Origin of the sequence: Duganella aceris (genome assembly GCF_011090165.1) — a bacterium.
In the GTDB taxonomy this organism is placed as follows: domain Bacteria; phylum Pseudomonadota; class Gammaproteobacteria; order Burkholderiales; family Burkholderiaceae_D; genus Rugamonas; species Rugamonas aceris.
Genome location: NZ_JAADJT010000013.1, coordinates 84,762 through 96,593, shown reverse-complemented (window position 1 = coordinate 96,593; position 11,832 = coordinate 84,762). Strand labels below are relative to the sequence as shown.

Sequence of the window (11,832 nt, the reverse complement as noted above, 5' to 3'; positions counted from 1 at the left end):
TCGTAGCCTAAAAAAACACCTGCTAAATGCCACCTATTGCGGTGGCATTTTATTTCAAAAGGCAATTAGAAAAATCAATTTCAATTCCCAAGATACTTTACAGAACATATATCAAATCGTAGCGCTTTTTCGTCCATATCGAAATTTTTTGTTGCTTAAACAATACCACCAATTGTCACAATCATTATTTAGCTTGACCAACATCTAGTCTTCTCCAAGACTGTCTAATACGCATTATTTCCTACAGGTTACAAACGATACGTCTCGCATACGAATTTTACGCATGCAACAATCTTCCTGGCAGTAAATGATCGCACCTCCATCAAGAGATGCCAGTTTTCGATCTCATTACTTAAAAGCTGAGGAACACACCATCATGCCAGAGCCCATTCACGTCAAGATCGCATCCGACCCGTTTGAAACATGGCTGGCAGAACGCCCTCGTTGGCTACAGACTGCCGCTGCCCAGATGATTGAAAACCGCCGCTTGCCCGACGAAGACGAGATGGCTGAACTGGTACTGCTATGCAAGGCCGAAGCCGCCGGTAAAAAGGATGCGCTATTCGCAACTGTCCCAGTAGGCAGTCTAGCGGCAGCCCCGGGCAATCCCCCAATCCATATCCGTCAACTGCTTGAGGTCAGCGGCGTGAACGCCCTCAAGGAGGGGACGGGAATTGATTTTGGTACGGCAAACATCACAGTCATTTATGGACAGAACGGATCTGGGAAGACTGGATTTGCTCGACTGCTGAAGCACGCTTGTGGATCACGCGCCAAAGAGGATATTCTGCCAAACATATTTGTGGCAGGAAACATACCTCCCACAGCAAAGATCAGTATCGCGAAGTCCGGGGAAATACAACCTCTAATCGAGTGGACTATCGACGCGCCGACTCACCGATTCTTGCGCGATGTCCACGTATTCGACTCTAAGTCTGCGCAGCTTTACATGGGGCCGAAAAACGAAGCTAGGTACGAACCACGCAAGATGCGATTCCTCTCGTCGCTGATAGTCGTCTGCGACAATGTGACTAAGATGCTCGATGCGGAAAAGCTCGCGCTCGTCAAGAAGACTCCTGCCCTTCCTCCTGACTTTGCGACTACTGCGGGAGCGATATGGGTTAACGGGCTCACTGCTACCACCACGGCAGCCGACGTAGAGAAGCGTTGCGCCTATGAACAGGGACACGATGATGAGCGGATCGCCGGAGAACAGGCGCTTAATGAAAAGGACATTCCTGGCAAACTTGCGCAGGTCACGAAGAGCATTTCAACACTCCAAACGTTGAAGACAAACCTCGACGCGTTGAAACTGTCTTTCAGCAACGAACAGATATCACCGTTAGTCGTCGCGCGAAGAGAAGCGCTATCGAAACGAAAGACTGCCTCTGAGGATGCGAAGCGAGTTTTTGCACAAGCCCCTTTAAAGGGGGTCGGGCAAGATTCTTGGCTCGCTCTTTGGAAGCAGGCACGCAAGTATTCCGAATCGCTCGCGTATCCCGAGCACGCTTTTCCCGTCACTCAAGAACAAGGGCGTTGCGTTTTATGCCAACAAGAGCTTGACGAGCAAGCCCAGTTGCGCCTCGATTCGTTCGAAGCGTTCGTAAAGAATGGACTGGAGGCAGAAGCTGTCGCAGCGGAGAAGATTCTGAAGGACGCAAGCGCAACTATCCCAACTATGCCAACCCAGGAAGCATGGAAGCTCCAATGCGGAGTCCTGAAGTTAGGTGATGATGTTGGCGATGCGACCTTCTTGAACCTGCAAACACGATGGGATGGCATCAACACAGCCACTGACCTCGCTGTCATCGAAGAATTCGATTGGAGCCCATTTGAGGAGCTAGTGACCTCGCTAGTGCTAGGTCACACGACGGAACAACAAACACTTACAAAATTATTGCAAGATGAAAATCGGAAATTACTTGCAACACGTATCCTCGATCTCAGGACTTCGCAATGGTTGGCCCAGAACAGGAAATCCATTGACGCGGAGATCGCCCGTCTTGCGGCTCTTAAGCGCATCGAGAAGGCTGGTGCACTAGCAAAGACAAATGCACTCACAAACAAGAAAAACGAACTCGGCGAAAACGAACTAAGCACTGAATACCAAGCCCGCTTTGCCGCCGAGCTAAAGGAACTGGGCGGGACGCGGATCCCGATTACGCCAGAAAGCAAGAAAGAAGGAAAGGGGAAGATCAGCTTCGGGCTCACGATAATGGACTCGAAAAAACCATCGAGCGCAGCCCGCGTGCTAAGCGAAGGGGAAACTCGGATCGTTACGCTGGCAGCATTCTTGGCCGACATGGGAGGATCGTCGGATCCAAGTCCATTCATCTTTGATGACCCAATTTCTTCGCTAGACCAGTCTTTTGAGGAGCGAGTGGTCAGTCGACTCGTCGATCTATCGAAGACACGACAAGTCGTCGTGTTCACGCACCGCTTGTCGCTTCTTACCCTAATCGAGAACATGATCGATCGCCTGAAGCAACAGGCTAAGATGGAAGGAAAGGAAGCCCCCGCAACGCTCCAGATACAGTCTCTCCGACGGATGGGAAAAGTCGCGGGCATTACAAACTCTCTGATTAGCATCCGTGATACCAACCCACAAAGTGCAGCAAACCGTCTTCGGGACGAAGCTGTGCCACAGTTGGCAAAACTACATGCCGCAGGCCAAGCAGAAGAATACGAGGAACGAGCTAAAAGTATATGCAGCGATTTCCGAATATTAGTTGAGCGTTGCGTGGAAAAAGTTCTAATAAATGACGTTCTAACTCGTTTCCGAAGGTCAGTAGAGACGAAAAATAAAATCGGAGCACTGGCTAAAATAACTCCTGAAGATTGCCAACTTGTTGACAACCTCATGACCCGGTATTCCAGTTTCGAGCATTCGCAGCCGGACGAACTACCTGCAGAACTGCCCGACTTCGAGGACATCAAAAGGGACGTGACCGCCTTGGCGGCCTGGATCGATGGTTTCAAGAAGCGGTTGATCTGATGGCGACACCTATTCAAACGGGGCCAACAAAAACCGGTATTACCGCTAATTCAATTGAGCCGCCAATGGTAAGAATTTACCAATTCTTGAACTAAGTGCCTGATTTTTTTAACTTATTGAGGCCGGCAGTCGGCACCAATAAAATCGAATAAAAAGCCCAGCTCTCAAAAGCTGGGCTTTTTGTTTGGGCTCCAGAAATTCGCTATGTTCCCGCATGCATCCCTGACCTGCTATTTTTGGCCAGGGCCGCCACCAATCCTCCCTTCGCTTACTCGCCACCATGAAGGTGCCTTGATTTCTTTGCGCTCGTAAGTCAGACGAGGAAAAGCCTAAGCATTTTGATGTAACCGATTACTGCGGCAATTTTCATCGATAGACTGATATCGCCGACGGTTTTCTTCCTTCATACGATGGCAAATATCTCAAAACCGGTGCCGTCTTTCCTCGACACCTGTGACAAGCTCCACATCCAAGGGGGCAAACAGGTCTGGGCGAGCAAAGACCGGCGGCGTTACTATACGTGGGATGCCCGCCACGGTGAAATCGAGGGTTTCGATAGCCGAGGCCGCCATTTGGGCGCATTTGACGCCGTCTCGGGTAAGCAAACAAAAGAGGCGGTGAAGGGGAGGAAGCTGCATGTCTGAAGTTCTGACTTTTATTGATCGTTGCCTCAGCGGCACCGCAACGCCGGATCAGATCGACGACCATGTCGCGCAATGGCATGACGGCGCAATCGGCAGCGGACTGGAATTGCGCGAGCTGTTGGGCATGAACCGCCATGAGTATGCGATGTGGCTCCAGGACGCCGAAGCCATACACAAAATAATCGCGGCGCGGCAAGCACAATTCCCGGCGGCTGCCGATGTGCAGCGGCAGTAGAGATTTCGAGTGCGTATGGCTGGGAATTTAATTTACAACTTGTAATACAAGGCGCATCAAATTTGCTTAAGATTGACGACTGGAAAGCAATATCAATATCGCTCCCGTCATTTATCTTAGGAGAATTTTTTGAAGCCGAAAACAGTCAAGCTCGTCGCGCTCACACTCGTTCTGTCCCATGTCTCCGGCCTGGTCGCCGCGCAGGAGTACAGTAAGTACACGCCGGAGGCGCTGGAGAAGGAGCTGGCGGAAAACGCCGTCTCCCGCCTGGGCGTGATGGTGCCGATGCGTGACGGCGTGGCGCTGTCGACCGATATCTACTCGCCCAAGAACCCATCGGGCAAACTGCCGACCATCCTCTGGAAGACGCCCTACAACGAACACAAGGCGCGCGGCACCACCATGCGCTATATCCTGGAATCGGTGAAACGCGGCTACACCTTCATCGTGCAGAACGAGCGCGGCCGCTACTTCTCGCAGGGCAAATGGGAAATCCTCGGCCACCCGCAAACCGATGGCTACGATGCCTTGAGCTGGATCGCGGCGCAATCCTGGTCGAACGGTAAAGTCGGCACCCTTGGCTGCTCGTCGAGCGCGGAGTGGCAACTGGCGCTGGCCGGGATGAATCATCCGGCCCATGCGGCCATGGTGCCGATGTCGGCGGGCGCCGGCATCGGCAAGGTCGGCCGCTTCCAGGAACAGGGCAACTGGTACACCGGCGGCGTGCCGCGCAACCTGTTCTTTGTCTGGCTCTACGGCGTCGACAATCCGCTGCGCGCGGAATTGCCTGCCTCGCTGACCGACGAGAAGCTGCGCGCGCGCATCGAGGCCTACAACGATCTCGATGCGACCAAGCCCAAGGTCGATTGGGCTAAGCAGATCAAGCACCTGCCGGTCGATCAGATGCTGACCGCGCTCGGCGAGCCACCGGCAACCTTCGAACAGCTCATCCGCCGTACGCCCGCCGATCCGGCGTGGAACCAGGGCGGCCTGTATCACGAGGGCATGGGCTGGGGCGTCCCGGCGCTGTGGTTCAACACCTGGTACGACGTGTCGATGGGGCCGAACATGGAGCTGTTCAACATGGCCCGCGCGGCCAACACGGACAAGGAAGCCAGCGCGAATCAATATGCCGTGATCGCTCCGGTGGCGCATTGCCGCTACGCCCAGCTCGGCCCGAAAACCGTGGTCGGTGAACGCGACATGGGCGACACCAGTTTCAAGGTCGACGGTGCGATCTACGATTGGTTTGACCGCTGGCTCAAAGGCAACACCAAGGCCTTCCCTGCGTCGACGCCGCACGTGCAGTACTACATGATGGGCAGCAACCGCTGGCAAAGTGCGGCGCAGTGGCCGCCGGCGAACGCCAAGACCATGCGTCTGTACCTGCGCTCCGGCGGCAAGGCCAACAGCCTCAACGGCGACGGTCGCCTGGTCGCGGAAGCGCCGCCGGCGTCCGAGGCCGCCGACCGCTACCGCTATGATCCGATGAATCCGGTGCAGACCATCGGCGGCGGCGATTGCTGCAACGGCGGCGTGATCCAGCCGGGCGCGTCCGACCAGCGCCAGATCGAGGCGCGCAACGATGTGCTGGTCTACACCAGCGACGCGCTGACCAAGCCGGTCGACGTGGTCGGCTTCGTGGACGCGGTGCTGAAGGTCTCGTCGAGCGCCAAGGACACCGACTTCGCGGTGAAACTGGTCGACGTCGCGCCCGATGGCACCGCCTGGATCATCGGCGACACCATCTTCCGCGCCCGCTACCGCAACGGTTACGACAAGCCGGAAATGATGACGCCCGGCCAGGTCTACACCATCAAGCCGACGCCGATCACGACCGCGACCCAGTTCGCCGCCGGCCATCGGATCCGGGTCGAGGTCACGTCGTCGAACTTCCCCAAGTTCGTCCGCAACCTCAACACCGGCGGTCCGAACGAGAGCGAGAAGGAAGGCGTCGTGGCGGACAACGCGGTCCACCATGCAGGCGACGAGCAAAGCTATATCGACTTGCCGGTATTGCGATAAGCGCCCGACCGAGGCCGGCGCAGCGTACCGCGCCGGCCTCGTCTTCATGCGCGCGCGATAGCCTCGCCATCGCGATTCGATAGCAATATGCAATCACTTTGTCGACATCATCTGGTATATTTGTCGCGAGCTGTGCCGTGTGCCACAACCTTGCCCACTTTCCCACAGTGCCATCACCCAGACCCGTGACCTCCTCTTGTCCGCAGTTCTCCCAGACGGGTTTAACTATGCAACTACGAAAAGATATGGACACGGCGCAAGCCGTTGAAAACGGGCTGGTGGTCGATGAAGTCAACGGCTCCGCCAGCGCCTGGGCCTACCTCGCCGAGCACGGCGTGCCGACGCCGGTGATTTTGCGCGTCCTTGTTTCACAGACGCGTCGCCGCCAATCCGATCCGATCTACACGCCGCGTAGCAACTGAACGACGGAATTCGCGGCCGGCTGCGCTACACTGGGCGACCAACCACCCGCCCACGGAGCCGAGACATGACCCGCAAAACCGCCGCAGATTTTGATCCGGAAGTATTGAAGCTGTTCGACCAATATGTACACGGCGGCATCACCCGCCGCGATTTCCTGGCCTCGGCGGCGCGCTACGCGGTCGGCGGCGCCACCGCCGCCAGCCTGCTGGGCGCGCTGAGCCCGAGCTTCGCCGCGCCGCTGGTCACGCCGGACGACAAGCGCATCAGCGCGCGCTTCGTCGAGCTGCCTTCGCCGCAAGGCAACGGCAGCGTGCGCGGTTACCTGGTCTCGCCCTCCGACGCCAAGGGCAAGCTGCCGCTGGTGCTCGTGGTGCACGAGAATCGCGGCCTGAATCCGCACATCGAGGATATCGCGCGCCGCCTGGCGCTCGACGGCTTCATCGCCTTCGCGCCGGACGCGCTGCACCCGCTGGGCGGCTATCCCGGCGACGAGGACAAGGCGCGCGCGCTGTTCGGCAAGCTCGACCAGGCAAAGACCCGCGTCGACTTCGTCGCCGCCGCGCGCTGGCTGCAGCAACGGCCGGAGGGCAACGGCAAGCTCGGCGTGGTCGGTTTCTGCTATGGCGGCGGCATCGCCAACTACCTGGCCACGCAGCTACCGGAACTGGCGGCAGCGGTGCCGTTCTACGGCGCGCAGCCGGCGGCGGCCGAGGTGCCGAAGATCAAAGCCCGGCTGCTGATCCACGACGCCGGCAAGGACGAACGCATCCGCGCCGGCTGGCCGGCTTACGAGAAGGCGCTGAAGGAAGCCGGCGTCACCTACGAGTACCACGTCTATCCCGACGTCGAACACGGCTTCAACAACGACACCACGCCGCGCTACGACGCCGCCGCCGCCAAACTGGCATGGCAGCGCACCACGGACTTCCTGCGTGCCAGGCTGGCCTGAGGCTTAGCGCAGCGCGTATTGCTTGATCAACGCGTCGTGCTGCGCCGGCGCGTGGCTGCCGACCCAGCTCCAGATGCCCTCCACCTCGCGGCGGTGGGCCTGGTAGAACGCCTTGCTGGTGGAAAACCAGATATACGATGTCTTGATCGGCGTGTCGATGCGCACCATCGCGCCGCCGTAGCGCGCGGCGATGACGCCGTCCATGGATTTTTCGTTGATGGTGGTCAGCGCGACGCCGTCGGCGCGCTTGAGCATGACTTTCTCGAAGTTGCTCATGGTGTCGGCGGCGCCGTCGTCGACCTGCACGCCTTCGGCGCGCAGTTGCAATCCCAGCGGCGTTCCCTGGTTCGCCACCAGGCGATGGCGCCGGAAATAGGCGTGTGGATCGGCGCCGACGGCGGCCGCGTCGTCACGACGCACATACACCACGCCCAAGGTGCGCAAGGCCCGCTTGGTATCGGGCGCGCCGGCGGCGGTCTGCGGCAAGGCGGCCAGCGGCGTTTCGCCGTCGACCAGGTCATACGGCGTCAAATCGATGCTGCCCGCCGCCAGCGCCAGCTTGAGGCGGGCGGTCGGCAAGCGCACCAGCGCCACCCGGCATCCGACGCTGAGCACGGCCTTGCTCAACAGCTCGACGCCGACACCGGGCGGATTCGCCGGCTCGCTGCCGCTGCCCATGAAATACGGCCGTCGCTCGCGGTCCGGATAGCCGACCCGCACCAGACAATCTCCGGCCAGCGCCTGGGACGTCATCAACAACAGCAAAGCGCTTAGCGGCAGTGAATACATGCGGGACCTCATTGAACTAGTGCAAGTATAACGCTGGTACAATCGCGCAATGCATAAGGCCCTGACACTCTTCGCCGCTGTGGTTTTCCTGCTGTACAGCTCCGTGCTGGCGGCGGCGCCGGCGCATGCCTGCTGCACCGGCACCGACTGTCCGCTCGTGCAGTGCGTCGCGACCGCGTGCACGCCGTCGGCGATGCCGGCCGCCGCAGGCCTGGTGGCGGCCGTCGCCCCGCAGGCGATGCGCGTCGCGCCGATCGCGGAAAGCGCGGTCATCCCGCCGCAACCGGCCAAGGAAGTCTGGTGTCCGCCCGACTGATGAACGAAAGTGCCGCACACGACAACTTTCACTCATTTAAAGGAAACACCATGAAATCGATACTGTTCAAATCCGCAGCCATCGCCGCCACCCTGCTGGCCTCGGCCGGCGCCTATGCCGCCAGCATGGATTGCTGCGGCGACCTGGCTTGCTGCCTGAAGATGCTGGCCTGCTGCCTGTAACTTCCTGAAGCACCATTGAAAAGGGCCCGCGGTTGCGGGCCCTTTGCTTTGCGGCTCAGGATTTGGCGAAGGCCAGGAAATCGGCGTTGAACTTATCCTTGTGCGTGTCGGTCAAGCCGTGCGGTGCGCCGGGATAGACGATCAGCTTGGCGTGCTTGACGATGGCGGCCGAAGCCTTGCCCGCCGCGTCGATCGGCACGATCTGGTCGTCGTCGCCGTGGATGATCAGGGTCGGCTTGTCGAATTTTTTCAGATCTTCGCGGAAGTCGGTTTCCGAGAAGGCCTTGATCGAATCGTAGGTGTTTTTATGACCGCCCTGCATGCCCTGCGCGTACCAGGCCTGGATGATGCCTTGCGACGGTTTGGCGCCGGCGCGGTTGTAGCCGTAGAACGGACCGGAGGCGAGGTCCAGGTACAACTGGGCGCGGTTGGCGACCGAGGCGGCGCGGATGCCGTCGAACACTTCGATCGGCAGGCCGCCCGGATTGGTGGCGGTTTTCAGCATCAGCGGCGGCACCGCCGAGATCAGGCCCAGCTTGGCGATGCGTTTGGTGCCGTGACGGCCCACATAGCGCGCCACTTCGCCGCCGCCGGTTGAGAAGCCGGCCAGAATGATGTTTTTCAGGTCCAGCGCCTCGATCACCTGCGCCAGGTCGTCGGCGTAGTGGTCCATATCGTTGCCGTCCCACGGCTGGCTCGACCGGCCGTGGCCGCGACGGTCGTGGGTGATGACGCGGAAGCCGTTGTTGGCCAGGTGGAAGGCGGCCGATTCCCAGCTATCCGAGTTCAGCGGCCAGCCATGGCTGAGCACGACCGGTTGACCGGTCTTCGGACCCCAATCCTTGTAATAGATCTCGACGCCGTCACGGGTGGTGATGGTGCTGCCGGTTTTGCCGACCGCGCCGCCATGGACGACCGGCGCCGCTTGCGCGCTGCCGCCGGCGAAGGCGGCCAGCGGCACGGCGACGGCAGCGACCGCTGCGGTGGCGCCACCGAACAGGGCGGAACGACGGGAGATGCTGACTTGGTCTTGGGATGCGTTGCTCATGATGGACTCCGTATTTAGTAGATGACGATTCAATAGTGAACTATGTTTTTACAGCTTCCGGGGCGTTTGTTTGTTGCCCATGTGCTCAATATATATCGCGCGCTATTTAATAGCAAGCTATTTTTACCCTGTCTTTTTACGTATAGGTCGATATCCGGCGCCGTGCTACAGTTTGAAAAAGCCCACATCCTCCCAAATGCCCACTAGCAGCGACTTCGACTGGAACGACATCCCCCTGATCCTGGCGCTGGCGCGCAGCGGCAGCATGAGCGCCACCGGCCGCCAGCTGGGCCTGGATGCCTCCACCATCAGCCGCCGCATCGCCGCAGCCGAAAAGGCGCTCAAGCTGCGCTTGTTCATCCGCGACAACACCGGCTACCAGCTGACCGACGCCGGCCAGGTCTTCGTCGAACACGGCGACGCCGTCTACGGCAACGTCCAGAGCATGTTGCGGGCATCGTCGCAGGAGGCGGACGCCACCGCCGGCCCGGTCAACATCACCTCCATCGATTTCCTGTTCGACTACTGGCTGCTGGAACACGTGCCGGCGCTGCACGCCCAGCATCCGCATTTGCAGCTGACGCTGCAAGCGGACAACCATAACCTCTCCTTCACCCGCCGCGAGGCCGACTTGGCGCTGCGCCTCGGCAAGCCGGGCGAAGACGCGGCTTTGGTGATGCGCAAGCTGGGCGATCTCGGCTTCGCCGTCTACGGCCACGCCAAGTTCGCCGACACGCCGCGCGCCTGCTGGGGCACGCAGCCGTGGATCGCCTATGACGATTCGCTGGCGGCGACCGGCGAGATGCAATGGCTGGCGCAGATGGAGCCGCAACCGCGCCGCGTGCTCAAGGTGAACAGCCTGAGCACGATGGTGCGCGCCTGCCGCGCCGGCGTCGGCATGGCGCTGCTGCCTTGCGTCATGGGCCAGCAGGAAGGCTTGCAGCGCATCGGCGCCGGCGTCGAGGTGCAGCGCGACATCTGGCTGCTCAGCCATCGCGACGCCGGCAGCATCGCCCGCTTCAAAACCGTCTCCGCCTGGCTGTCGCAACTCTACGCCGGCAACCAGGACCTGCTTTGCGGCGTGGCTTTAAACCCGTAAAACGCATTCTGCCCCCCTGTTTTCGCAGTTCGTCACATCCCGGTGGATGGACGGGTAGCCCTTGTCTATAGTTCACTCAACGCAACGAACTAACCACCCACAAGGAGCTCAAAATGAACATCGCAAAAAACATGGAAGCCATCTTCATCGCCGCAGTCGTCATCGCCGGCGCCACCACCTACGCCACCGCCGCCGTGCCTGCGACGCGCATCTCGGTGCCGGCCGCGGCGAAGGTCGAAGCCAGCAAGATGCAAGTGGTGACCGTCACCGCCAAGCGCCTGACCGCCGCTGAAAAAGCAGCGCTGTAATCCAACGACAACCAATGGAGCGCATGATGATCACCACCCTGAAGGCTGCGATGCTGGCCACGGTCCTGAGCTGCGGCGCACCCGCCGCGCTGGCCGCCGATGTAGTCAGCGAAAGCCGCAGCGTCGATGCGCGCGCGGTCAACATCGAGCTCGATGGCGTCATCAGCCTCAAGGTGCGGCAAGGCCCGACGGCCACGCTGACGATCTACGGCGAAGCCGACGCGCTGAAAAAAGTGGTGGTCGATCAGAGCGGCGATATGCTGCACATCGGCACCAGCAAAATGAACTCGATCAACTTCGGCAACAAGCGCGAACTGCGCGCCGAACTGACGCTGCCGAATCTGCGCGCGCTGACCTCGGGCGGCGTCGGCGCCACCGAAGTGAGCGGTTTCAAAGGCGACAACCTGCGCCTGGCGCTCGAAGGCGCGGGCTCGGTCAAGGTCAATGCGCAGTATCGCAATGTCGACGTGCGGCTCGGTGGCGTGGGCGGCATGACCGTCGACGCGGGCAGCAGCGACAACGTCGAGCTGCGCCTGAACGGCGCGGGCCGCATCGAGATGACCGGCCAGACCAAACAACTGCACGCCAGCCTTGGCGGCGTGGGCAGCCTGGACGCGCAGCAGCTGCGCGCCGACACCATCGACGTCAACATGAGCGGCCTGGGTAGCGCGTCGGTGTACGCGAAGAACAGCGCCAGTCTCAAACTGACCGGCCTCGGTTCCGCCACCGTGTATGGCAATCCGACCAATCGCAGCGCCAGCGCGCGCGGCCTGGGTAGCGTGAGCTGGCAGTAAAGAATCGCGCCGGCCCCGGCGGCCG

Annotated in this window: 13 protein-coding genes; 11 read left to right on the top strand and 2 right to left on the bottom strand. The window is 60.0% G+C overall.

From position 1 onward, the window contains the following. Positions 1-376 precede the first annotated feature (376 nt). The 6 genes from GW587_RS25155 to GW587_RS25130 all read left to right on the top strand — a co-directional run bounded on the left by GW587_RS25155 (position 377) and on the right by GW587_RS25130 (position 7,271). Positions 377-2,995 (top strand): AAA family ATPase, encoded by a 2,619-nt coding sequence (locus GW587_RS25155; RefSeq protein WP_166107650.1) that lies wholly within the window; start codon positions 377-379, stop codon positions 2,993-2,995. A 410-nt stretch (positions 2,996-3,405) separates the two neighbouring features. Then, positions 3,406-3,639: a colicin E3/pyocin S6 family cytotoxin gene (locus GW587_RS31895; protein ID WP_166107649.1), complete on the top strand. Its 234-nt coding sequence runs from the start codon at positions 3,406-3,408 to the stop codon at positions 3,637-3,639. Continuing rightward, entirely contained in the window at positions 3,632-3,874 is a 243-nt protein-coding gene (locus GW587_RS25145; RefSeq protein ID WP_166107648.1) for a hypothetical protein, read from the top strand. The genes GW587_RS31895 and GW587_RS25145 overlap by 8 nt, the downstream gene beginning before the upstream one ends. 129 nt (positions 3,875-4,003) lie before the next feature. Beyond that, positions 4,004-5,899 (top strand): CocE/NonD family hydrolase, encoded by a 1,896-nt coding sequence (locus GW587_RS25140; RefSeq protein WP_166107647.1) that lies wholly within the window; start codon positions 4,004-4,006, stop codon positions 5,897-5,899. 227 nt (positions 5,900-6,126) lie between these two features. Further along, positions 6,127-6,321, top strand: coding sequence for a hypothetical protein (locus GW587_RS25135; protein ID WP_166107646.1), 195 nt, complete (start codon positions 6,127-6,129; stop codon positions 6,319-6,321). Between the two features lie 65 nt (positions 6,322-6,386). After that, on the top strand, positions 6,387-7,271 hold the full coding sequence (locus tag GW587_RS25130) for a dienelactone hydrolase family protein (RefSeq protein ID WP_166107645.1): 885 nt from the start codon (positions 6,387-6,389) through the stop codon (positions 7,269-7,271). A gap of 3 nt (positions 7,272-7,274) precedes the next feature. On the opposite strand, the gene GW587_RS25125 is transcribed toward GW587_RS25130, so the two are convergent. Further along, entirely contained in the window at positions 7,275-8,060 is a 786-nt protein-coding gene (locus GW587_RS25125) for a transporter substrate-binding domain-containing protein (RefSeq protein ID WP_166107644.1), read from the bottom strand. Positions 8,061-8,139: 79 nt separating this feature from the next. Here GW587_RS25125 and GW587_RS25120 point away from each other — a divergent pair, with 79 nt between their 5' ends. Beyond that, entirely contained in the window at positions 8,140-8,376 is a 237-nt protein-coding gene (locus tag GW587_RS25120) for a hypothetical protein (RefSeq protein WP_166107643.1), read from the top strand. Between the two features lie 50 nt (positions 8,377-8,426). Further along, positions 8,427-8,558 carry a hypothetical protein gene (locus GW587_RS31705; RefSeq protein ID WP_267878131.1) on the top strand — a complete coding sequence of 44 codons (132 nt, stop codon included), beginning with the start codon at positions 8,427-8,429 and terminating at the stop codon, positions 8,556-8,558. A 55-nt stretch (positions 8,559-8,613) separates the two neighbouring features. Here the strand turns inward: GW587_RS31705 and GW587_RS25115 are convergent, their stop codons facing one another. After that, a complete protein-coding gene (locus GW587_RS25115) occupies positions 8,614-9,606 on the bottom strand; it encodes an alpha/beta fold hydrolase (RefSeq protein ID WP_166107642.1) in 993 nt (330 codons plus the stop codon). A gap of 196 nt (positions 9,607-9,802) precedes the next feature. Here GW587_RS25115 and GW587_RS25110 point away from each other — a divergent pair, with 196 nt between their 5' ends. The 3 genes from GW587_RS25110 to GW587_RS25100 all read left to right on the top strand — a co-directional run bounded on the left by GW587_RS25110 (position 9,803) and on the right by GW587_RS25100 (position 11,807). Beyond that, entirely contained in the window at positions 9,803-10,705 is a 903-nt protein-coding gene (locus tag GW587_RS25110; RefSeq protein WP_166107641.1) for a LysR family transcriptional regulator, read from the top strand. 113 nt (positions 10,706-10,818) lie between these two features. Beyond that, complete coding sequence (locus tag GW587_RS25105) at positions 10,819-11,013, top strand: hypothetical protein (protein ID WP_166107640.1); 195 nt, start codon at positions 10,819-10,821, stop codon at positions 11,011-11,013. A gap of 23 nt (positions 11,014-11,036) precedes the next feature. Next, positions 11,037-11,807, top strand: a complete 771-nt coding sequence (locus GW587_RS25100) for a head GIN domain-containing protein (RefSeq protein WP_229259651.1) — start codon at positions 11,037-11,039, stop codon at positions 11,805-11,807. Positions 11,808-11,832 lie beyond the last annotated feature (25 nt).

Coding starts and splice junctions, on each gene's coding strand:
- GW587_RS25100 (WP_229259651.1), top strand. CDS start 11,037: ATGATGATCACCACCCTGAAGGCTGCGATGCTGGCCACGGTCCTGAGC.
- GW587_RS25145 (WP_166107648.1), top strand. CDS start 3,632: ATGTCTGAAGTTCTGACTTTTATTGATCGTTGCCTCAGCGGCACCGCA.
- GW587_RS25130 (WP_166107645.1), top strand. CDS start 6,387: ATGACCCGCAAAACCGCCGCAGATTTTGATCCGGAAGTATTGAAGCTG.
- GW587_RS25115 (WP_166107642.1), bottom strand. CDS start 9,606: ATGAGCAACGCATCCCAAGACCAAGTCAGCATCTCCCGTCGTTCCGCC.
- GW587_RS25105 (WP_166107640.1), top strand. CDS start 10,819: ATGAACATCGCAAAAAACATGGAAGCCATCTTCATCGCCGCAGTCGTC.
- GW587_RS25155 (WP_166107650.1), top strand. CDS start 377: ATGCCAGAGCCCATTCACGTCAAGATCGCATCCGACCCGTTTGAAACA.
- GW587_RS31895 (WP_166107649.1), top strand. CDS start 3,406: ATGGCAAATATCTCAAAACCGGTGCCGTCTTTCCTCGACACCTGTGAC.
- GW587_RS31705 (WP_267878131.1), top strand. CDS start 8,427: ATGAAATCGATACTGTTCAAATCCGCAGCCATCGCCGCCACCCTGCTG.
- GW587_RS25110 (WP_166107641.1), top strand. CDS start 9,803: ATGCCCACTAGCAGCGACTTCGACTGGAACGACATCCCCCTGATCCTG.
- GW587_RS25125 (WP_166107644.1), bottom strand. CDS start 8,060: ATGTATTCACTGCCGCTAAGCGCTTTGCTGTTGTTGATGACGTCCCAG.
- GW587_RS25135 (WP_166107646.1), top strand. CDS start 6,127: ATGCAACTACGAAAAGATATGGACACGGCGCAAGCCGTTGAAAACGGG.